Origin of the sequence: Streptomyces sp. NPDC059371 (assembly GCF_042751995.1) — a bacterium.
GTDB lineage: Bacteria > Actinomycetota > Actinomycetes > Streptomycetales > Streptomycetaceae > Streptomyces.
In genome coordinates, this window is record NZ_JBHYXD010000106.1 from 1 (window position 1) to 20,549 (window position 20,549).

Below are 20,549 nucleotides of genomic sequence, written 5' to 3' on the forward strand. Positions count from 1 at the left end.
TACATCGATGCCCGTCGCCACCGACGCCCACCCCTCACCCAACGGCGACGGGCTGATGCACCGGCACGGCCCCGACCCACCCACCAGCCGGGCCGGAACCGGCGGCCACCCACCGAACCGCAGAGGCATCGTCCTGGCACAGTGACCCCATGCTGATCGCCCGCTCCGCGCTCCTCTTCGCCCTCGCCGCGCTCCTGGAGATCGGCGGCGCCTGGCTCGTCTGGCAAGGCGTACGCGAACACCGGGGCGCCCTCTGGATCGGCGTCGGCGTGATGACGCTGGGCCTGTACGGCTTCGTCGCCACCCTCCAGCCGGACGCCGAGTTCGGCCGCGTCCTCGCCGCGTACGGCGGAGTCTTCGTGGCCGGCTCCCTCGCCTGGGGCGTCGTCGCCGACGGCTACCGCCCCGACCGCTGGGACATCACCGGCGCCCTGATCTGCCTGGCCGGAGCCGCCGTGATCATGTACGCCCCCCGAGGGGGCAACTGACCCCCGCCTATCCTGGCCGGAGCGACCGCAGACACGCAGACACGCAGACACACAGACACAGCCAAGGAGCAGCCGTATGACCCCCGCCGCCGCGTCCCGTATCGCCGTCATCACCGGTGCAAGCAGCGGAATCGGCGCCGCGACGGCCCGACAGCTCGCGGCCGAGGGCTACCGCGTCGTTCTCACGGCCCGCCGCAAGGACCGCATCGAGGCGCTGGCGGAGGAGATCACCGCGGCGGGCGGCCAGGCCACCGCGTACGCCCTGGACGTCACGGACCGCACCGCGGTCGACGAGTTCGCGTCGGCGTTCAAGACGATCGGCGTGCTGGTCAACAACGCCGGCGGCGCACTCGGCGCCGACCCGATCGCGACGGCCGACCCGGCCCAGTGGCGCCAGATGTACGAGACGAACGTCATCGGCACCCTGAACATCACCCAGGCCCTCCTCCCGGCGCTCACCGCCAGCGGCGACGGCACGGTCGTCGTCCTGTCCTCCACGGCGGCCCACGCCACGTACGAGGGCGGCGGCGGCTACGTGGCCGCCAAGCACGCCGAGCACGTGCTCGCGGAGACGCTGCGCCTGGAGATCGTCGGCACGCCGGTCCGCGTGATCGAGGTGGCCCCCGGCATGGTCAAGACCGAGGAGTTCGCCCTCACCCGCTTCGGCGGCGACACCGAGAAGGCCGCCAAGGTCTACGCGGGTGTGGCCCAGCCCCTGACCGCCGACGACGTCGCCGAGACGATCACGTGGGCCGTCACCCGCCCCAGCCACGTGAACATCGACCTCCTCGTGGTCCGCCCCCGAGCCCAGGCGTCGAACACGAAGATCCACCGCGAACAGTGACCCCGGACGAACCACCCACCCCCCAGCCACCCACGGCAGCCGAACAGGCCCGCCTGGCCCTGGAGAAGAAGCGCGAACGCTACGTCTGGTACTACCTGGCGTACTTCCTCTTCGGCATCCACATCGTGGCCTTCGTCATGATCTACGCGGTCCTGAGCACGAAGTGAACGCGAAGGGCCCGAGCCATCAACGGCTCGGGCCCTCAAGGTGGTTGGACGGCAGACGGCTTGGCGTCGCGTGCCCGCGCGCCGCGCCTCAGCCCTTCACGCAGACAACCTGCTTCAGCTTCGCCACGACCTGCACGAGGTCGCGCTGCTGCTCGATGACCTGCTCGATCGGCTTGTACGCGCCCGGGATCTCGTCCACGACGCCGGAGTCCTTGCGGCACTCCACGCCCTGCGTCTGGTCCTCCAGGTCCTTCGTCGAGAAGCGCCGCTTCGCCGCGTTGCGGCTCATGCGCCGACCCGCGCCGTGCGAGGCCGAGTTGAAGGACTTCTCGTTGCCGAGGCCCTTCACGATGTACGACCCGGTCCCCATCGAGCCCGGGATGATGCCGAACTCGCCGGCCCGCGCGCTGATGGCTCCCTTGCGCGTGACGAGCAGGTCCATGCCGTCGTAGTGCTCGACGTTCACGTAGTTGTGGTGGCAGGAGATCTCCGCCTCGAAGGCCGGCTTCGCCTTCTTGAACTCCTTGCGGATCACGTCCTTGAGGAGCGCCATCATGAGCGTGCGGTTGTTCTTCGCGTACTCCTGGGCCCAGAACAGGTCGTTGCGGTACGCCGCCATCTGGCGCGTGTCCGCGACGAAGACGGCGAGGTCCCGGTCGACCAGACCCTGGTTGTGCGGGAGCTTCTGCGCGACACCGATGTGATGCTCGGCCAGTTCCTTGCCGATGTTCCGGGAACCGGAGTGCAGCATCAACCAGACGGAACCGTCAGAATCGATACAAACTTCAACAAAATGATTTCCCCCGCCAAGCGTCGCCATCTGCTTGACAGCCCGCTCCTCGCGGAACTTCACCGCATCCGCCACCCCGTCGAAGCGCCCCCAGAAGTCGTCCCACCCGGCGGTGGCCAGGCCGTGGAAGCGGTCCGGGGTGACCGCGGAGTCGTGCATGCCCCGGCCGACCGGAATCGCCTGCTCGATCTGCGAGCGGAGCCGCGAGAGGTCGCCCGGCAGGTCGTTGGCGGTGAGGGAGGTCTTGACGGCGGACATTCCGCAGCCGATGTCGACACCCACCGCCGCCGGGCACACCGCGTCCCGCATCGCGATGACGGAGCCGACCGTCGCGCCCTTGCCGTAGTGGACGTCCGGCATGACGGCGAGGCCCTTGATCCAGGGCAGCGTCGCCACGTTCTGGAGCTGGCGGAGCGCGACGTCCTCCACGGAGGCGGGGTCGGCCCACATACGGATGGGAACCTGCGCCCCCGGCATCTCTACGTACGACATATCGTCCTCAATCCCCACAAAAACAGCAGAAGTCTTAAATCGCAAAACCGGCGCCTAGGTCGACGTATAGGACAACGGACCGGCGTCCACGGCTGTGCGTGCGATACACATTGTCTCCAGGGGTCGCCCCCGTGCGGCAACCCAATAACCACAGGACACCCGGGCCGAAGCGCCGTCGGGAACCGTCGAGAGGAGCCTGACCGTGCAGCGGAAGGCGTACGTATCTGCCGCCGCCGTGCTCCTCGCGGCGGTACTGGCGGGCTGCTCGGGCGGTTCGGGCGTGGGCGGTTCGGCTCCGGACTCCAAGGGCGGCGACACCGGCACGACGGCCGCGGTGGCCCAGCCGGGCAAGTACCGCACCCTCCCGGAGGCGTGCGGCGCGGCCGATCACGACACGCTCGACACGCTGCTGCCCGGCATCCAGGAGGTGACCGACGAGGCACAGCAGGAGCAGGCGTACGCGGGCGAGGCCACGCTCACGTACGACACGGACCGGCGTGACGGCTGCGACTGGAAGGTGACCTCCGCCGCCGCCACCGATCACCTCTTCGTCGACTTCGAGCGCGTGGTCTCGTACGACAACACCGTGAGCGACGAGGCAAAGGCCGAGGAGCTCTACGCCACCCGGCAGACGGCGGCCGACCTCCCGGAGCCCGCCGCGTCCGCCTCCGGGTCCGCGTCCGCGTCCGCGTCCGGTGACGCCACTCCGAGCCCGAGCGGCAGCGCCGGCGCCACGGCCGACGGCGCGGGCGGCGACACCGGCGACGCCTCGGGCGCCCCCTCCGCCCCCTCCGCCTCCGCCTCGCGGACCCCGGCCGATCTCCAGCCGCGCGTACTCGACGACCTCGGCGACGAAGCGTTCCTCGACGACAAGCTGAGCACCGGCTCGTCGACGGCTCGGCAGCGCACGGTGACTGTGGTGTTCCGCACGTCCAACGTGATCGTGAGGATCGAATACTCCGAGCAGCCGACGGCTTCCGCGGATGCCCCCGACAGCAAGGAAATGCAGGACAGGGCGCAGAAACTGGCTCAGGAGCTGGCCTCCCGGCTCAACGGCTAGCGGCCGCGCGGCCGCTGGGGGCACCCCGGCGCAAACCACCCGAACGGGAACCGCCCCGACGCCCCACCGCGTACCGTGGCCCCTCGGACCCGACCGGCCGTACACCCCATGTGCGGCCGTACCACGAGCCACGAGTGAAGGAACCATGCACCGACCAGTACAACGAGCAGGCCGAGCACAGCGACTCCCCCGCATCCTTGTCAGCGCGGCCGCCGTCCCGGTGATGCTCGTCGCCGCGGGTTGTTCCTCGGACTCCGGCTCCGGTGACGACGCGCAGAAGGACGCGAGCGCGGGCCCGGGAGCGACGGTGTCCGCGAGCAGCGCGGCCCCCTCCGTCCAGCCCGCCGCGTACAAGACGTTGCCCAAGGCGTGCTCGGTGCTGGCGAAGAAGACGCTGGACGAACTGATACCGAAGGGTTCGAAGTCGGGCAAGTCCGGCAAGCTGGACGAGCCGGAGCAGCGCGACAACTGCAACTGGACGAGCCTCGACAACAACGGGGTGAAGGGCTCTCAGTTCCGCTGGCTGAACGTGGCGCTGCTCCGCTTCGACTCGGACGCGCGCGGCTCGGGCGACGATCAGGCCCACGACTACTTCCAGAAGCAGGTCTCGGCCGCGCAGACGGTGGCGGGTGCGCTGGACGCCAAGTCTGCGCCGGTCTCCGGCACGGGCGACGAGGCGACGGCCGTGCGCTACGGCCTGAAGAAGAAGGAAGGCGCCTTCAAGCAGCAGACGATCGTGGCGCGCGTCGAGAACGTGGTCGTGACGCTCGATTACAACGGCGCCGGGCTCGCGGGTGAGAAGACCCCGGACGCGGCCACGCTGCTGAAGGCGGCCGAGAAGGCCACGAAGGAGGCGGTGGCCGCGGTGGCCGCCGCGAACGGTGACGGCGGCGCGGCGAGCTCGGGCTCTCCGGACCCTGCCTCCTCGTCGAAGGCCTCGTCCTCGTCCGCGCCGTCGGCCTCGCCGTCCAAGAGCGGCTCCGGGAGCGACAGGACCGGCTCCAAGAGCGCGTCGCCGTCGCAGTCGGCGGCGAAGAAGAGCTGACCCGGCCGCGACCGGGCACGGGGCCCGACTCGGGGCTCCGGCAGACAAGTTCACGGGGCCCGGTTCCCTCCGGAACCGGGCTCCTTCCATACCGCGCATCCGTACGCCACACACATGTGCCACTCTGTTGCGCGCAACAACACGCAAGGGGAGGGGAGTACAGGTGGCCGCGCCCATACAGCTCACACGGATGCACAAGATTCTCATCAGCGTGGTCGTCGCCGGCGCGCTCGTCATCGCCGGAATCGGCTTCGCCGGTTCGTACGCGGCGGTCCGTGAGCTGGCGCTCCAGAAGGGGTTCGGGAACTTCTCGTACGTCTTCCCGATCGGCATCGACGCGGGTATCGGCGTTCTGCTCGCCCTCGATCTGCTGCTGACCTGGATCCGCATACCGTTCCCGATGCTGCGCCAGACGGCCTGGCTGCTGACGATGGCGACGATCGCGTTCAACGGCGCGGCGGCCTGGCCGGACCCGCTGGGTGTGGGCATGCACGCGGTCATCCCGGTGCTGTTCGTGGTCTCGGTCGAGGCGGCTCGCCACGCGATCGGCCGCATAGCCGACATCACGGCCGACAAGCACATGGAGGGCGTGCGGATCACCCGCTGGCTGCTCTCCCCGATCCCCACCTTCCTGCTGTGGCGTCGCATGAAGCTGTGGGAGCTTCGCTCCTACGAGCAGGTCATCAAGCTGGAGCAGGACCGTCTGGTCTACCAGGCCCGTCTGCACTCCCGCTTCGGCCGCGCCTGGCGCCGCAAGGCACCCGTGGAGTCGCTGATGCCGCTGCGTCTGGCCCGCTATGGCGTGCCCCTCGCGGAGACGGCCCCGGCGGGTCTCGCCGCGGCCGGCATCGAGCCCGCGGTGCTGCCGCCGGCGCCCGCGCCCGCCCCGGTTCAGGCGTCCGTCCCGGCCGCCGCCGCGGCGCCCGAGCCGTTGGAGCTGGAGGCGAACGACAGCGCGCGGCAGCAGCCGCAGCGGCAGCCGCAGGCCGAATCCGGTCAGCAGGGCCAGGGCCAGTTCCAAGGCCAGGGTCAGGGCCAGGGCCAGTTCCAAGGCCAGGGTCAGAATCAGGGCCAAGGCCAGAATCAGGGTCAAGGCCAGTACCAAGGCCAGTTCCAAGGTCAGGGCCAGTACCAAGGCCAGGGTCAGGGCCAGTACCAGGGCCAGTACCAGGGCCAAGGCCAGTACCCGGGCGGCCAGGCGGGTGGGCCGGAGTCCAACCCGTGGTTCGCCACTCCCGATCCTCAGGAGATCCCGTACGACGGCGGCTACACCCCGTCGTACGGGACGGAGGAGCAGTACCAGCAGTGGTTCGCCGAGCAGGAGGCGCAGGCTTACGAGCCCGGCCCGGAGGAGACGGGCACGTTCCCGATCCCGGCGGGTCCCGGCCGTACGCGCCAGCTCGGTGAGGGCGGCGGTCCCGAGCAGCTTCCCATCCCGTCCCCGCGGGAGGAGCAGTCGCCGATCCTGGACGAGAAGGCCCGGGAGGAGTCGTACTACCAGGTGTTCCGCCAGTCGATAGACGGCAGCTTCCCCACGCCGCGGGTGCTGGGCGACAACATCGAGGCCACCTACGGGACGGCACTCAGCCCGAGCGCGCTGAAGAACCTGACGGACCGCTTCCAGAACCGTTTCAACGCGGAGCTGGAGGAGGACCACATCGCGTGAGCAGGAGGCACGTCGGCGCGTGAAGGTGCCGGTGTGTACGAGGAAGGGGCGCCCGGTGATCACCGGGCGCCCCTTCCTCGTACGGCCGAGGCCGCTACGCCGAGAGCAGCTTGCGCACCCGCTCCTGTCCCACGGCCAGCAGCAGCGTGGGCAGACGCGGGCCGGTGTCGCGGCCGACGAGCAGGTGGTACAGCAGCGCGAAGAACGTGCGCTGGGCGACCTTGATCTCGGCGGGGAGTTCCTTGGCGGTCGCGTCGGCGGGGAAGCCCGCCTGGACCTTGGGAACGCCGTAGACGAGGTGGGTGAGGCCGTCCAGGGACCAGTTCGCCTCCAGTCCGTCGAGGAGCAGGCGCAGCGACTCGCGGCCCTGGTCGTCGAGGGACTTCAGGAGCTCGGCGTCGGGTTCGTCGCGGACGACGGTGCGCTCCTCGGCGGGGACCTGGGTGTTGATCCAGGTCTCGGCCTTGTCGAGGCGGGGCCGGACCTCGTCCAGGGACGCGAGCGGGTTCTCGGGGTCGAGTTCGCTCAGGATGCGCAGGGTCTGGTCCTCGGCGCCGGCGGTGATGTCGGCGACGGAGGCGAGGGTGCGGTACGCCATCGGGCGGGGGGTCGGGCGCAGCTCACCCGCGGCGGTGCCGACGGCACGGCTGTACGCGGCGGCGTCGGCCGGGAGGGCCGAGCCGTCGGCGACCTTGCCGGCGAGCTTGTCCCACTCGTCGTAGAGCCGCTGGATCTCCTGGTCGAAGGCGATCTTGAACGACTGGTTGGGGCGGCGGCGGGCGTACAGCCAGCGCAGCAGCTGCGGTTCCATGATCTGGAGCGCGTCGGACGCGGTCGGGACCCCGCCCTTGCTGCTGGACATCTTGGCCATGCCGGAGATGCCGACGAAGGCGTACATCGGGCCGATGGGCTGCTTGCCGCCGAAGATCCCGACGATCTGGCCGCCGACCTGGAAGGAGGAGCCCGGGGAGGAGTGGTCGACGCCGCTGGGCTCGAAGATCACGCCTTCGTAGGCCCAGCGCATGGGCCAGTCGACCTTCCAGACCAGCTTGCCGCGGTTGAACTCGCTGAGCAGGACGGTCTCGGCGAAGCCGCAGGCGGAGCAGGTGTACGACAGCTCGGTCGTCGTGTCGTCGTAGGCCGTGACGGTGGTCAGGTCCTTCTCGCACTGCCCGCAGTAGGGCTTGTACGGGTAGTACCCGGAGGTGGAGCTGCCGTCGTCCTCGGCGGCGGCGCCCGAGCCCTCGGCGGCCTCGACCTCGGCCTCGTCGACCGGCTTCTGGCCCTGCTGCTTCTTGGCGGGGGCCTTCTTGGTGCGGTACTGGTCGAGGATCGCGTCGATGTCGCCGCGGTGCTTCATCGCGAACAGGACCTGCTCGCGGTAGGTGCCCGCGGTGTACTGCTCGGTCTGGCTGATCCCGTCGTACTCGACGCCGAGCTCGGCCAGGGCCTCGGTCATCGCGGCCTTGAAGTGCTCGGCCCAGTTCGGGTACGCGGAGCCGGCGGGGGCCGGGACGGAGGTCAGCGGCTTGCCGATGTGCTCGGCCCAGGAGTCGTCGATGCCCGCTACGCCGTTCGGCACCTTGCGGTAGCGGTCGTAGTCGTCCCAGGAGATCAGGTGGCGCACGGTGTGTCCGCGGCGGCGGATCTCGTCGGCGACGAGGTGCGGGGTCATGACCTCGCGGAGGTTGCCGAGGTGGATCGGGCCGGACGGGGAGAGCCCGGACGCGACGACGACAGGTTTGCCCGGGGCCCGGCGCTCCGACTCTTCGATGACCTCATCCGCGAAACGGGAGACCCAGTCGGTGGTCTCGGAGCTCTGAGCCACGATCGGCACGTCCTTCTTCCTCAAACGCGAGTACGGCTGACGCGACCATTCTCCCAGCTCGGACCCGAACCGCGAAAACGGCTTTTCACCGCATGGGATACTGGCTTTCCTTGTACTCAGAGTCTCCGTATGCGGAGTCTCCGTCTTCAGAGTCTCCGGAACCCGAGCAGAAACGGCAGCCACTCCATGGCCTCGGTCACGTCCCTCACCGCTTCCGTCCATCAGCGCCTCGCGGACGCCCTCTCGGCAGCTCTGCCGGAGGCCGGCTCCGCGGACCCGCTGCTGCGCCGAAGCGACCGGGCCGACTTCCAGGCCAACGGGATCCTGGCCCTCGCCAAGAAGGCGAAGGCGAACCCGCGGGAGCTGGCGACGCAGGTCGTGTCCCGGGTCGAGTCGGGTGACCTGATCAAGGACATCGAGGTCTCCGGGCCCGGCTTCCTGAACATCACGATCACCGACCGGGCGATCGTGTCGAACCTGGCGGAGCGGTACGCGGACGGTGAGCGCCTCGGGGTGCCCCTCGCGGAGAACCCGGGCACGACGGTGATCGACTACGCGCAGCCGAACGTGGCCAAGGAGATGCACGTCGGGCATCTGCGGTCCGCGGTGATCGGTGACGCGGTGGCGCAGATCCTGGAGTTCACGGGAGAGTCCGTCGTGCGCCGGCACCACATCGGCGACTGGGGCACGCAGTTCGGCATGCTCATCCAGTACCTGATCGAGCACCCGCACGAGCTGGACCACAAGGGCGGTGCGGTCTCCGGCGAGGAGGCCATGTCGAACCTGAACCGGCTCTACAAGGCGGCGCGGAACGTCTTCGACTCCGACGAGGAGTTCAAGACGCGGGCGCGGCGCCGGGTGGTGGACCTCCAGGCGGGTGAACCCGAGACGCTGGCCATGTGGCAGAAGTTCGTGGACGAGTCGAAGATCTACTTCTACTCGGTCTTCGACAAGCTGGACATGGAGATCCGGGACCCTGACGTGGTCGGCGAGTCCGGTTACAACGACATGCTGGACGAGACGTGCCGCCTCCTGGAGGAGTCGGGTGTGGCGGTCCGTTCGGACGGCGCGCTGTGCGTGTTCTTCGACGACGTGAAGGGCCCGGACGGCAATCCGGTGCCGCTGATCGTGAAGAAGTCGGACGGCGGCTACGGATACGCGGCCACCGACCTGTCGGCGATCCGCGACCGTGTCTTCAACCTGAAGGCCGACAGCCTGATCTACGTCGTGGACGCCCGGCAGTCCCTGCACTTCAAGATGGTCTTCGAGACGGCGCGCAGGGCCGGCTGGCTCAGCGACGACGTCAAGGCCCACCAGCTTGCCTTCGGCACGGTGCTGGGCAAGGACGGCAAGCCGTTCAAGACCCGTGAGGGCGAGACGGTGCGGCTGGTCGACCTCCTGGACGAGGCGATCGACCGGGCGACGGCCGTCGTGCGGGAGAAGGCCGAGAAGGTGGGCCTGAGCGAGCCGGAGATCGAGGAGAACGGCCGGTACGTCGGCATCGGCGCCGTGAAGTACGCGGACCTGTCGACCTCCGCCGTGCGGGACTACAAGTTCGACCTGGACCAGATGGTCTCGCTGAACGGTGACACGTCCGTCTACCTCCAGTACGCGTACGCCCGTATCCGGTCGATCTTCGGCAAGGCCGGCGAGCGGGCGCCGCTGGCGCACCCGGAGCTCGAACTGGCCCCGGCGGAGCGGGCGCTCGGTCTGCACCTGGACCGGTTCGGGGAGACGCTGGACGAGGTCGCCGCCGAGTACGCCCCGCACAAGCTGGCGGCGTACCTGTACCAACTGGCCTCGCTTTACACGACGTTCTACGACCAGTGCCCGGTCATCAAGCCGGCGCCGGCCCAAGAGGTCGCGGAGAACCGCCTGTTCCTCTGCGACCTGACCGCCCGCACGCTCCACCAGGGCATGGCCCTGCTGGGCATCAGGACGCCCGAGCGCCTCTGATCACGTGCTCGTGAACGCGGCCCACGCCTCGCCGGAGGTGTGGGCCGCGTTCGTGTGTGCGCCCGGGTACCGCGCCCCGGGCGCTGTCGTACCGCGCCCCGGGCGTTGTCAGTGGCGGCCCCTAAAGTCACCGGCATGGCGACCCTTCCCAACCCGCTGCCGCGGCTGACGGCAGACCCGAGCGGGCGCACGCTCGGGCTTCAGCTCCCCGCCGGGAGACTGATCGACGCGACGAACGACGGCCCGTGGCACGAGCCTCTGCTGTGGCATGCCGAGGACCGGGCGGTTCCCGGTGGCTGGGCGGTCCTGTCCGCCGCCCGGACCGCGGGGCTGCTGCCGGTGCTGCTGGACGTGGGCGGCCCGCAGAACGGCCCGGAGGACTGGGAGTTGATGCCCGACGCGATGTCGTATCCCGGGGATCACGACGCCGAGGAGGTGCTGGCGGAGTTCTGGGAGGAGTACGCGGCGGACGCACCCGATCCGGACCAGGACTACCCCGGCAAGGCGAAGGTCGTCGAGGTCTTCGGAGAACAGCCGACCTTCGACGAGACGATCGCGCCGTACGGGCCTCTCTGGCCGGGCCAGGCCGCCGCGACCCCGCTCGAAGCGGATCCGGACTCCCGCGCCGCCGAGATCGCCGACTCGCTGGCGCAGTCCGGCTCCTGGTTGAAGCAGCCGCGGCTCGCCCTGGTCCCGGCGCGCCGCAGCGCCGACATCCCGGTGGCCATCGGCTGGCCCGGCCCTCTGAACCACGAGAACGACGTGGCGCGTCTGTGCGCCGTGCTCCGCTCGTGGGAGGACCGCTTCGGCATACGCGTGGTGGCTCTCACCTTCGACCAGTTGGTCCTCTCGGTGGCGGCCCCGCCGTCCACCGCGGCCGAGGCGGAGGCGGTCGCGGCCGAGCATTTCGCCTTCTGCCCGGACAACATCACCCAGGGCCACCAGGAGACCCTGCGCGAGTACGCCGAGCAGGAGGTGCTGAACGAACGGGTGTGGTCCTTCTGGTGGGACTGAGCCGTTCGCCCGGCCGTCGGGAAATTCCTCGGTCCGAAACGGGAACTCGAAAGCGGGCTTCGGCGGACAGCGGGTGACCCGTTCCCGTCTTCGAGGAGATCCATGAGCCTGAGAGGCGACCGATGACCGTCTCACCGAGCCTCGGAGTCCACGGTCCGCCCAGAGCCGGAGCCGGAGCCACCGCCACCGCCGGCGGTCCGGGCTCCGGTGCCGAAGCGGGCGCGGACGGCGACTCCGACGCCTCGGTGATCGAACGGTCCTGGGACGAGCCCGATGTGTTCGCCGAGCTGTTCCACCGCTACGCCGACGACATCCACCGGTACGCGGCCCGGCGGCTCGGCACCGAGGCGGCCGACGATCTGATGGCCGAGACCTTCGTGATCGCCTTTCAGCGGCGGCGCCGTTACGACCTGTCGAGGCCGCACGCGCGGCCTTGGCTGTACGGCATCGTCACGCGCCTGATCGGCGGCCACCGGCGGGCCGAGGCACGGCGGCTGCGCGCGGTGTCGCGCGTCGCCTCCGCCGCTCCCGCCGACGGCGGCGGCGAGCCGCTGGCGGAGCGGGTGGCCGCCAGGATCAGCGCCGAGAGCACGCGCGGCGCCCTGTCGGCGGCCCTGGCGAAGCTGCCCGCGCGCCACCGGGACGTGCTGCTGGTGATCGCCTGGGGAGACCTCGACTACGCGGAAGCCGCCGAGGCCCTGGGCATACCGGTGGGCACGGTGCGCTCCCGGCTGCACCGGGCCCGGAAGAAGCTGCGCGAAGCACTGGGCGGGTCGGATCCCACAGCCTTTCGAGAGGAACAGGAGGAACCCCGCCGTGGATGACCTCAGCCTTGTACGCGACCTCGGGGCCGAGCAGGCCGCACCGACCGACCGGGCGCGCGCCGTCGCCTTCGCCCGGCTGCGGACCGCCATCGGTGAGGAGACCGGCGACGGGAGCGGAGCCCTCGCGCGGCAGAGCCCGCTGTCCCGGCGGCTGGTGTTCCGCGCGGCGATCGCGGCCACCGGCACCGCCGCGGTGACCGGCTCGACCCTGCTCGCCGTCCGCGGCAAGAACGGCGGGGGGACGCAGTTGACCGCCGCCCAGGTGCTGCACAACGCCGCGGACCGGTCGCGGTCGGACGGCACCGACCTGCCGATCCCTCGTGACGACCAGTACATGTACTCCAGGGAGATCACCCACCGGACCTACGACAGGGGCGGGCGGAAGATGCGGCTCGTCGACGAGTGCTGGTTGTCGGTGGACGGCTCGAAGCCCACCCGGTACATCTACAACGGCAGGATTCAGGACGACCCACCACTGACCAAGCACCAGGCGCAGTCGATCCCCCTCCAGTACGCGAAGCTGAAGAAGTGGCCGACCGACCCGGACGAGCTCCTCAAGTCGTTCCGGGGCGGCGGGGACCCTGCGAAGGATCCGCAGGTGGACCTGGGGGCGTACTTCCAAGCGTGCATGTTCCTGCGGGGTCCCCGGGTCCTGCCTCCGGGATTGCGGGCCGCCGCGTTCGAGGCCCTCTCGAAGATGACCGCCATCAGGATCGACCATGACCGGGTGAACGCGCTCGGCCGGCACGGCATAGGGGTCTCCTACCCCAGGGCGGCGATGGGTTTCGTCTTCGACTCGAAGACCTACGCGTACCTCGGGATATTCGAGCGGGGACACTCGGACAAGAACGGGGGGTTCTCACAGGTCAGAGGTGTCGTGGTGCAAGGTGTGGTGGACAGGATCGGCCAGCGGCCGGCCGTCCGGGACGCAGCCCGGACAACACCCTCGCCCTCGGCGACCCCATCCCCGAGCGACGCGTCCACGTCCCCGACCTCCGCGTCTCCGTCTCCCGCTTCCCCGACCCCGTCGCCCGCCTCCCCGTCCCCGTCCGCGACCCCGTCTCCTGCCTCCCCGACCCCGTCCGCTACTTCCGCAACCCCGTCCCCAGCCTCCGCAAGCCCTCGGCAATCTCCTCCGGCGTCTGGGTGACGAAGCACAGGCGCAGGGTCGACGTCTCCCGAGTGCCCGCGTAGAAGGGGGCGCCGGGGACGTAGGCCACTCCCTGGTCCACCACCGGACGGAGCAGGGCCGTGGTGTCGTAGCGCTCGGGCAGGCGGGCCCAGAGGAACATGCCGCCTTCCGGGCGGGTCCAGGTGGACCCGGCCGGGAGGGCGGCGGCGATTCCCGCGAGCATGGCGTCACGCCGTTCGCGGTAGACGGCCGCGACCTGGGCCACGTGGGAGTCCAGGTCGCGGTCGGCCAGGTAGCGGGCCGCGGCGAGCTGGTTGACGGTCGGGGTGTGCAGATCGGCGGCCTGCTTGGCGACGGCGCACGCGCGCCGCAGTGCCGCGGGCGCACGCAGCCAGCCCAGCCGCATGCCGGGCGCCATCACCTTGGAGAACGAGCCGAGCAGCACCGTCCGGTCCCCGGCACCGTCGTGGGAGGCGATCCACGGGAGCCGCTCGCCCTCGAAGCGCAGTTCTCCGTACGGGTCGTCCTCGACGATCCACAGGCCGTGCGCGGCGGCGGCGCGGGCGACGGCGGCCCGCCGGTCGGCCGGTAGCGTGCGTCCGGTCGGGTTCTGGAAGGTGGGCACGGTGTAGAGCAGCTTCGGGCGCTCGCGGGCCACCAGTTCACCGAGGGCGTCGGGGTCGATGCCCTCGTCGTCACCCGGCACGGCCAGCACGCGCGCCCCCGCGAAGGCGAACGCCTGAAGTGCCGCCAGATAGCAGGGGCTTTCGACCAGGACGGTGTCCCCGGGTTCGAGCAGGGCGGTGGCGAGCAGCGACAGGGCCTGCTGCGATCCGGTGGTGACGAGGATGTCGTCCGGCCCGGTGGGCAGCCCGCGCGCGCTCGTGCGGTCGGCGAGGGCCGTCCGCAGCGACGGTTCGCCCTCGGTCGTGGAGTATTGGAGGGCCCGTTCGGGTTCCTCGGCGAGAACGTCCCGGTACGCGGCCGCGATGCCGTCCGTGTCGAACAGTTCCGGGGCGGGCAGCCCGCCCGCGAAGTTGATCACTTCGGGGCGTGCCGTGACCGCGAGGATGTCCCGTACCGGCGAACCGCCGATCGCGGTGGCTCGCGCGGCGAGCGGGGGCACGGGTGCGGTCGTGGCGGCGGGTTCGGTGACGGTCACGGTGACGGCTCCTTGTCCTTGGGCACGGCGTCCTCGGGGACGGCGCCTCGGCGACGGCGTCCTTGCGGGCGGCCCCGTCGTGCCGGGGCCGCCCCTGACCGACCCTAGACAGGTACGTGGCCTCTACACCCGCCAGTTCCGCGATGCGGACGGACCACAACTCGCCTACGGCATCTAGGGTTTGACGCCGGTGGCGACGTACACGTTGATGTCCGCGTCCGTGACGTCGTTGATGTCGAGGTAGCGGACCGTGTCGACGGCGTCGAGCGTGGCCAGGAAGGCCGGGTCGGCGGCTTCGGGGGCCGGGGCGTTGCCGTCCGGGTGCCAGTGGTGGGCGGGGACGACACCGGGCTCGTCCAGGACCAGGCCGTTCTCGGTGAAGAAGCGCTCGACCTCGGCCTTCGAGCGCAGGACGAAGGTGAACCCCCGCTCGGTGAACGTCCGTTGGACCGCGCGAATGTCCTCCGCGTTCAGGTCCTCGGTGAGGTGGCTCAGGACGAGCCGGCTGCCGGACGGCAGCGCGTCGACGAGCCCGCGCACGATGGGGTAGGCCTCCGAGTCCTCGACGAAGTGCAGGATGGCGACCAGGACCAGGGCGACGGGCTGCTCGAAGTCGAGTGTCTCGGCGGCCTGTTCGAGGATCTGCTTGGGTTCCTTGAAGTCCGCGTCGATGTAGTCCGTACGGCCCTCGGGGCCGCTGGTGAGCAGGGCGCGCGCGTGGGCGAGGACCACCGGGTCGTTGTCCACGTACACGACGCGCGCGTCCGGGGTGATCCGCTGGGCGATCTGGTGGACGTTCTCCTGGGTGGGCAGTCCGGTGCCGATGTCCAGGAACTGCCGGATGCCGCCCTCCGACGCCAGCGCGGTCACGGCGCGGCGCAGGAAGTCGCGGTTGTGCCGGACGTCGAGATAGCCGCGCGGGTTGGCGGCGAGCGCGGCGGCGGCCGCGTTCCGGTCGACGGGGTAGTTGTCCTTGCCGCCGAGGAGGACGTCGTAGACCCGGGCGGGGTGTGCCTTGGTGGTGTCGATCCTCCTTCTCAGCTCGGCGGGGTCCTGGCTGAGGGCGTCACCGGGCATGGGGCATCTCCCTGGGAGGTCGCGTCAACTGACGGCCAACAACCTAACTCCTGGAGGGACTTGATGGTGCCCTCATCACTCGGTGGCCGCCGGTACCCATTCGCTGCCGCCGAGCGGATGCTCGTACGCCGGCCGTCCCACGCTCCCGCTCGTACGGAACGGCTTGCCCTGGTCGTCGACGCGGACCGTGCCGCTCCTGGTCCCGCTGGACCAGTCGATTTCCAGGTACCAGCTCACGTCGTGCGCCCGCGCGTCGGCGAACACGTAGAAGACCTCGGGGTCCGACTCGCTGACCTTGTACGGGAAATCCCGCTGTCCGCCCTTGAGCGCGGTCGCGGGGCTCCCCGCGTCGAGGTCCACGGTGAAGGACTTCGTCTCCACGTTGCCGCCGCAGCCCACGCCCATCGCGTAGTCGTTCCAGGCGAGCGGCGCGCCCTTCTGCACCACCCGCACGTGCAGCGCCTCCAGGACGACGGTCGCCCTGCCGGTGCCCTGGACCGTCAGCGCGATCATCTGCTCACCGCTCGCGACCCCGCCGAGCGCGGTGACCCAGCCTCGGGCGTCCGACTCGTTCGGCGGCGGCGGAGGCACCTGTGGTGCGTCCCGGTTCATCAGGTAGTGCTGGCTGCACGGGCTGTCCCACTTGTACGCGTTCGCCACGACGGTCGGCGGTCCGGCCCCTTCCCCGCTCTTGCCGGCCGCGCCGCCGTCGGTCGCCCCGTGCTCGTCGACGGCCCCGGCGATCGTCGAACCGGTCGGCCGGGGGCGGGCGTCGTGCGACGGGGAGGCGGAGGCGGACCCGTGGTGCGTGCCGGGTGTCGCACCGGAGGGGCTCGCGCTCGGGGCGGACGGGGCGCCGACAGCGACGGCCTTCCCCTTCGTGTCGTCCTCACCGCCACCGGACCCGAAATGCGCGGTCAGCGCGGTGGACACGACCGCGGCCGCCACGACGGCCCCGGCTCCGGCGAGCACCACGGCCCGGCGGCTCCATCGAACCGGCCCCGAAGCGGCGGCGGCGCGCCCCGGCTTCCGCCCGATACCGGTCTCGCCCCCGGCCACGTCCCCGGGCCCGTCCTCCTGCCCGTTCCCGGACCCGTCCTCCTGCCCGTTCCAGGACTCGGAACCGGGCCTGATCTCCCGCCCGTTCGCGGACTCGGGCTCCGGTGCGGAACCCGGCACGTCCGCCGCGCTGCCGTCGGGCCCGTCGGCTGACCCGGAGGAGCCGCCCGAAGCCTCGTCCTCCCCAGCCCCGTTCGCCGCGACCCGATGCGACTCGGCCCCGTTCGCCTGTCCCCGCAGCGCGTCCGCGAGGATCCACCGGCGGTGCAGCTCCACCAGTTCCTCGGGGGTGGCCCGGCACGCGCGCGCGAGGCGCTCCACGGGCGCGTAATCCGTCGGTACGGCATCCCCGTTGACGTACCGGTGCAACGTGGACGTACTCACGTGCAGCCGTTTGGCGAGCACCCCGTAACTGAGCCCGGACCGCTGCTTCAGCTCCCCCAGTAGGCCCGCGAACTCGTTCCCCGCCACCCGTTCCTCCACCCCCTGTGTTCCGGGCCGGTGTTCCAGGGGCATTCCGTTCCCCCAGGTCAGACCCGATGCCGGCGTTCCGGCGTCCCGTATCCGCCGCTGGTTGTGGCGGCTGGGACGAATCACCGCCCAAGCTGTGGCCATCCAAGCACGCCGCCCTCCCCGACCGGCCGGGCGGCCGTTGCATCAGGCCACACACACTCACATCCACAGGGGGATCACCATGTCCGCACGCACCACCCGCACCCGACTGCTCGCCGCCACGACGGTCGCGCTCGCAGCGCTCGCCCTCTCGGCGTGCGACAACGGCAAGGGCGTACGCAGCGAGGGTCCGGGCGAGGGCTCGTCCGCCGCGTCCGGGTCCTCGTCACAGCCGACGGCGCCGACGGCCGACGGAGGGACGACGGCGAAGCCCGCGGGCACCGGCACCGGCGGCTCGGCAGGCCGTTCGGACGCGAAGGAGAGCGGCTCCGGCGGCGGTTCCACCGGGGGTTCCACGGGCGGCTCGGCCAAAAAGAACGGCACCGGCTCCAAGACCGGCTCCACCGGGCAGACCGGGACCAGGAACGTCGCCTGCAACGGCTCCACGACGAAGACCACCGCGACGGCGGTGTCCCGTCCGCTCAACCACCTGCTGCTCACGGTCACCAACACCGGCACGAGGAACTGTGACCTGACCGGCTATCCGATCGCCCGGTTCGCCGAGGCCCAGGCCGTCCCGCCGGTCGCGGAGGAAACCCACCCGCAGGCGGTCGTGACCCTCGCCCCCGGCGAGTCCGGCTACGCGGGTGTGCTGCTGTCGGCCGCCGACGGCAGCGGGGGCAACGGCTACACCGCCAAGACCCTGGAGATCGGCTTCGACAAGGGCCGCAGCGCCACTCCGGTCCTCCCCGCGAAGGGCGTCTACATCGACGACAAGCTCACGGTGACGTACTGGCAGCAGGGCCTGGACGACGCGCTCGCGTACTGAGCTGGCGCGACCCCGGCCGAGGCCCTGCGGAACCACCCCGCCCGCCCCGCGGGGAGGCTAGCGGAGGTTCCGCGCGACCTCGGTCGCCCAGTACGTGAGGATGTTCTGCGCGCCGGCGCGCTTGATGCCGGTCAGGGACTCCAGGATCGCCCGGTCGCGGTCGATCCAGCCCTTCTCCGCGGCGGCCTCGACCATCGAGTACTCGCCGGAGATCTGGTAGGCGACGACCGGCACCTCGGACGCGTCGGCGACCCGGGCCAGGATGTCGAGGTAGGGGCCGGCGGGCTTCACCATCACCATGTCGGCGCCCTCCTCCAGGTCCAGGGCCAACTCCCGCAGCGACTCCCGCGCGTTCGCCGGGTCCTGCTGGTACGTCTTGCGGTCGCCCCTCAGGGACGAGCCGACGGCCTCCCGGAACGGGCCGTAGAAGGCGGAGGCGTACTTGACGGTGTAGGCGAGGATCGCCACGTCCTCGCGGCCGATCTGGTCGAGCGCGTCACGGACGACGCCGATCTGACCGTCCATCATCCCGCTGGGGCCCACGACATGGGCGCCCGCGTCGGCCTGCACCTGGGCCATCTCGGCGTAGCGCTCCAGGGTCGCGTCGTTGTCGACGCGGCCCTGGGCGTCGAGCACACCGCAGTGCCCGTGGTCGGTGGTCTCGTCCAGGCACAGGTCGGACATCACGAGTAGGTCGTCGCCGACCTCGGCGCGCACATCGCGCAGCGCGACCTGGAGGATTCCGTCCGGGTCGGTGCCGGGCGTCCCGACCGCGTCCTTCTTCTCGTCCTCGGGAACCCCGAAGAGCATGATCCCGGAGACCCCGGCCTCCACCGCCTCCAGGGCGGCCTTCTTCAGGCTGTCCCGCGTGTGCTGCACGACTCCGGGCATCGAGCCGATCGGCACCGGCTCGCTCACGCCCTCGCGGACGAACGCGGGGAGGATGAAGTCGGCGGGGTGCAGCCGGGTCTCGGCGACCATGCGGCGCATGACGGGGGTGGTGCGCAGCCGCCGGGGACGCGTACCGGGGAAGGATCCGTACTTCGTCATGACATCTACGCTACGCCCGTCACAGAGGCACCTTTACCGACTCCGCGTCGGAGCCCGAGGGGCCTCCGCGCCGCGTCGGGCGAGAGCCGAGGGTGGTGACATCCACCGGCGCCACGGGAGCTTCCCCGGGCCGGGCGGCGCGGCAGTCGCGGCACCACGCTCCCCGGAACGGTGCTCTGAATCCTCTGTCGCAGCCTCCTTCGCAGGTCGCCATGGCGGGTGGCGGGGGCATGGGCCCGCTCGGGAGCGGCCCGCCCGCGTCGGCCGCGACAAGGGGCGGCAGCGCCGGTGGAAGCAGGTCCAGCAGGCGGTTGCGGAGGAATCCGGCCGGGTGGCGGACGTGGAGGGGGAGGCCGTCGGTGAGGGCGTGGATCACCGTCGCTCTGCCGAGACCGTTCTCGAACCAGGAGACGACCAGGGGAGCCAGCCGCCGCGCCTCCCGTCCTGACAGCGTCAACCGGACGTCGGTCCGGCGCAGCCCGGCGAGCAGGGCTTCGGCTTTGTCGCGGTGCTCGCCGCGGGGTGGTTCCGGATCGGCGGACCCGGCCTCGGTGACCGGTGCGCCGACGTGTCCGGCGTCGGGCGCCTCGACCTGCTCGGGCAGGCCGTCACAGGGCAAGCCGCCGGAGGCGGGGCGGTCCGGGGCCATGAGGTGCGGGGGCGTGAGGTGCGGGGGCGGTGCAGCCGTGATCGACAGGGCTGCCGGGGCGGGGGTCGGCTCCGACTCTCCCTCCCGTCGGGCCCGGGTGAGCGCCGGGGCGTGGAAGGCGTACGTGCGGGTGATCATCCGCCCGGAGGAGAGCCGCTCCCGTACTCGCTCGACATAGCCGCGCGCCTCCAACTCCCGCAGCGCGCAGGCGATCCGGGTCCGTCCTTCGGGGAACCGCTCGGCAAGGCTGCGGATGTCGACCCGCGCGCCCTCGGGCAGCGACAGGATGTGCACGGCGATCCCGATCGCGGTCGCGGAGAGCCCTCGGTGCTGGGCGAGGTGGTTGCCGACGATCGTGTACCGGTCGGGCTGGTACTCACGTACGTGCGTGACGCCGGAGTGGGTGGCGTTGCGCCGTACTCCCTGCTTCGGGAGCAGCGCATCGATAAGCTTGGTCACAGCCATGGGGGAAGGGTGTTGCCTTCTCTTTGGTCAGGCCCTCGCACTGGGATTGCCGTCCCGGCGGGGGCCGAAGCATGTGTGGGCATGTGGAGTTGTGGACGTTGCCTGCGGTGAGCGTGCACGCCCGGACCGCCCACGCGCCACCCGTACCGGCCCGTTTCACCCACTCGTGTGACATGAGCCGGGTTTGGTTGGTTGGTTGGTATTTCCCCCGGATTCTTTGGTCCTTTACCGCCCGCCGCCCCGGGTCTCGCGTCACCGAAGGACGCCTCACCGGGCTCCGGTTCGCGCGTCACCGGCGAGGCCCGAGATCGAGTTCCGCCCACACCGTCTTGCACGGCAC

At 70.9% G+C, this 20,549-nt stretch carries 18 protein-coding genes; 11 read left to right on the plus strand and 7 right to left on the minus strand.

The window, feature by feature from the left end; all coding sequences use genetic code 11:
• Positions 1-149: 149 nt before the first annotated feature.
• The 3 genes from ACFXGX_RS36425 to ACFXGX_RS36435 all read left to right on the plus strand — a co-directional run bounded on the left by ACFXGX_RS36425 (position 150) and on the right by ACFXGX_RS36435 (position 1,499).
• Positions 150-488 carry a YnfA family protein gene (locus tag ACFXGX_RS36425; RefSeq protein WP_361677209.1) on the plus strand — a complete coding sequence of 113 codons (339 nt, stop codon included), beginning with the start codon at positions 150-152 and terminating at the stop codon, positions 486-488.
• Positions 489-564: 76 nt separating this feature from the next.
• Positions 565-1,332: an SDR family NAD(P)-dependent oxidoreductase gene (locus ACFXGX_RS36430; protein ID WP_384800449.1), complete on the plus strand. Its 768-nt coding sequence runs from the start codon at positions 565-567 to the stop codon at positions 1,330-1,332.
• Positions 1,329-1,499, plus strand: coding sequence for a hypothetical protein (locus ACFXGX_RS36435; protein WP_384800452.1), 171 nt, complete (start codon positions 1,329-1,331; stop codon positions 1,497-1,499). The genes ACFXGX_RS36430 and ACFXGX_RS36435 overlap by 4 nt, the downstream gene beginning before the upstream one ends.
• A gap of 88 nt (positions 1,500-1,587) precedes the next feature.
• Here the strand turns inward: ACFXGX_RS36435 and ACFXGX_RS36440 are convergent, their stop codons facing one another.
• Complete coding sequence (locus ACFXGX_RS36440) at positions 1,588-2,781, minus strand: RtcB family protein (protein WP_384800455.1); 1,194 nt, start codon at positions 2,779-2,781, stop codon at positions 1,588-1,590.
• Between the two features lie 202 nt (positions 2,782-2,983).
• Between ACFXGX_RS36440 and ACFXGX_RS36445 the strand changes: the two genes are divergently transcribed.
• The 3 genes from ACFXGX_RS36445 (at position 2,984) to ACFXGX_RS36455 (ending at position 6,552) form a co-directional block, all read left to right on the plus strand.
• Positions 2,984-3,841 carry a DUF3558 domain-containing protein gene (locus tag ACFXGX_RS36445; protein WP_384800458.1) on the plus strand — a complete coding sequence of 286 codons (858 nt, stop codon included), beginning with the start codon at positions 2,984-2,986 and terminating at the stop codon, positions 3,839-3,841.
• 145 nt (positions 3,842-3,986) lie between these two features.
• Positions 3,987-4,886: a DUF3558 domain-containing protein gene (locus tag ACFXGX_RS36450; RefSeq protein ID WP_384800461.1), complete on the plus strand. Its 900-nt coding sequence runs from the start codon at positions 3,987-3,989 to the stop codon at positions 4,884-4,886.
• A 190-nt stretch (positions 4,887-5,076) separates the two neighbouring features.
• Positions 5,077-6,552, plus strand: coding sequence for a DUF2637 domain-containing protein (locus tag ACFXGX_RS36455; protein ID WP_384800464.1), 1,476 nt, complete (start codon positions 5,077-5,079; stop codon positions 6,550-6,552).
• Between the two features lie 94 nt (positions 6,553-6,646).
• On the opposite strand, the gene lysS is transcribed toward ACFXGX_RS36455, so the two are convergent.
• Positions 6,647-8,389: a lysine--tRNA ligase gene (gene lysS, locus ACFXGX_RS36460; RefSeq protein WP_384800467.1), complete on the minus strand. Its 1,743-nt coding sequence runs from the start codon at positions 8,387-8,389 to the stop codon at positions 6,647-6,649.
• 177 nt (positions 8,390-8,566) lie between these two features.
• Here lysS and argS point away from each other — a divergent pair, with 177 nt between their 5' ends.
• The 4 genes from argS (at position 8,567) to ACFXGX_RS36480 (ending at position 13,324) form a co-directional block, all read left to right on the plus strand.
• Positions 8,567-10,336 carry an arginine--tRNA ligase gene (gene argS, locus ACFXGX_RS36465; RefSeq protein WP_384800470.1) on the plus strand — a complete coding sequence of 590 codons (1,770 nt, stop codon included), beginning with the start codon at positions 8,567-8,569 and terminating at the stop codon, positions 10,334-10,336.
• A 135-nt stretch (positions 10,337-10,471) separates the two neighbouring features.
• Positions 10,472-11,350 (plus strand): DUF4253 domain-containing protein, encoded by an 879-nt coding sequence (locus tag ACFXGX_RS36470; protein ID WP_384800474.1) that lies wholly within the window; start codon positions 10,472-10,474, stop codon positions 11,348-11,350.
• Positions 11,351-11,472: 122 nt separating this feature from the next.
• On the plus strand, positions 11,473-12,174 hold the full coding sequence (locus ACFXGX_RS36475; RefSeq protein ID WP_384800477.1) for an RNA polymerase sigma factor: 702 nt from the start codon (positions 11,473-11,475) through the stop codon (positions 12,172-12,174).
• The gene (locus tag ACFXGX_RS36480) at positions 12,167-13,324 is read left to right on the plus strand and encodes a CU044_5270 family protein (RefSeq protein WP_384800480.1); all 1,158 of its coding nucleotides are present in this window, start codon (positions 12,167-12,169) and stop codon (positions 13,322-13,324) included. The genes ACFXGX_RS36475 and ACFXGX_RS36480 overlap by 8 nt, the downstream gene beginning before the upstream one ends.
• On the opposite strand, the gene ACFXGX_RS36485 is transcribed toward ACFXGX_RS36480, so the two are convergent.
• The 3 genes from ACFXGX_RS36485 to ACFXGX_RS36495 form a co-directional block, all read right to left on the minus strand.
• Positions 13,260-14,468, minus strand: a complete 1,209-nt coding sequence (locus tag ACFXGX_RS36485) for a PLP-dependent aminotransferase family protein (protein WP_384800483.1) — start codon at positions 14,466-14,468, stop codon at positions 13,260-13,262. The genes ACFXGX_RS36480 and ACFXGX_RS36485 overlap by 65 nt on opposite strands.
• A gap of 174 nt (positions 14,469-14,642) precedes the next feature.
• Positions 14,643-15,545: an SAM-dependent methyltransferase gene (locus ACFXGX_RS36490; RefSeq protein ID WP_384800486.1), complete on the minus strand. Its 903-nt coding sequence runs from the start codon at positions 15,543-15,545 to the stop codon at positions 14,643-14,645.
• A gap of 75 nt (positions 15,546-15,620) precedes the next feature.
• Complete coding sequence (locus tag ACFXGX_RS36495; protein ID WP_384800489.1) at positions 15,621-17,075, minus strand: helix-turn-helix domain-containing protein; 1,455 nt, start codon at positions 17,073-17,075, stop codon at positions 15,621-15,623.
• A 223-nt stretch (positions 17,076-17,298) separates the two neighbouring features.
• Here ACFXGX_RS36495 and ACFXGX_RS36500 point away from each other — a divergent pair, with 223 nt between their 5' ends.
• Entirely contained in the window at positions 17,299-18,045 is a 747-nt protein-coding gene (locus tag ACFXGX_RS36500) for a DUF4232 domain-containing protein (RefSeq protein ID WP_384800492.1), read from the plus strand.
• 57 nt (positions 18,046-18,102) lie between these two features.
• Here ACFXGX_RS36500 and hemB read toward each other — a convergent pair whose 3' ends face one another.
• On the minus strand, positions 18,103-19,095 hold the full coding sequence (gene hemB / locus ACFXGX_RS36505; protein WP_384800494.1) for a porphobilinogen synthase: 993 nt from the start codon (positions 19,093-19,095) through the stop codon (positions 18,103-18,105).
• A gap of 19 nt (positions 19,096-19,114) precedes the next feature.
• A complete protein-coding gene (locus ACFXGX_RS36510; protein WP_384800497.1) occupies positions 19,115-20,209 on the minus strand; it encodes a helix-turn-helix domain-containing protein in 1,095 nt (364 codons plus the stop codon).
• Positions 20,210-20,549 lie beyond the last annotated feature (340 nt).

What these genes read in the sequence shown, in the direction of transcription:
- hemB (WP_384800494.1), bottom strand. Translation starts at nt 19,095, where the DNA reads ATGACGAAGTACGGATCCTTCCCCGGTACGCGTCCCCGGCGGCTGCGC.
- ACFXGX_RS36425 (WP_361677209.1), top strand. Translation starts at nt 150, where the DNA reads ATGCTGATCGCCCGCTCCGCGCTCCTCTTCGCCCTCGCCGCGCTCCTG.
- ACFXGX_RS36490 (WP_384800486.1), bottom strand. Translation starts at nt 15,545, where the DNA reads ATGCCCGGTGACGCCCTCAGCCAGGACCCCGCCGAGCTGAGAAGGAGG.
- argS (WP_384800470.1), top strand. Translation starts at nt 8,567, where the DNA reads ATGGCCTCGGTCACGTCCCTCACCGCTTCCGTCCATCAGCGCCTCGCG.
- ACFXGX_RS36470 (WP_384800474.1), top strand. Translation starts at nt 10,472, where the DNA reads ATGGCGACCCTTCCCAACCCGCTGCCGCGGCTGACGGCAGACCCGAGC.
- ACFXGX_RS36440 (WP_384800455.1), bottom strand. Translation starts at nt 2,781, where the DNA reads ATGTCGTACGTAGAGATGCCGGGGGCGCAGGTTCCCATCCGTATGTGG.
- ACFXGX_RS36500 (WP_384800492.1), top strand. Translation starts at nt 17,299, where the DNA reads ATGTCCGCACGCACCACCCGCACCCGACTGCTCGCCGCCACGACGGTC.
- ACFXGX_RS36450 (WP_384800461.1), top strand. Translation starts at nt 3,987, where the DNA reads ATGCACCGACCAGTACAACGAGCAGGCCGAGCACAGCGACTCCCCCGC.
- ACFXGX_RS36455 (WP_384800464.1), top strand. Translation starts at nt 5,077, where the DNA reads ATGCACAAGATTCTCATCAGCGTGGTCGTCGCCGGCGCGCTCGTCATC.
- ACFXGX_RS36475 (WP_384800477.1), top strand. Translation starts at nt 11,473, where the DNA reads ATGACCGTCTCACCGAGCCTCGGAGTCCACGGTCCGCCCAGAGCCGGA.
- ACFXGX_RS36510 (WP_384800497.1), bottom strand. Translation starts at nt 20,209, where the DNA reads ATGGCTGTGACCAAGCTTATCGATGCGCTGCTCCCGAAGCAGGGAGTA.
- ACFXGX_RS36430 (WP_384800449.1), top strand. Translation starts at nt 565, where the DNA reads ATGACCCCCGCCGCCGCGTCCCGTATCGCCGTCATCACCGGTGCAAGC.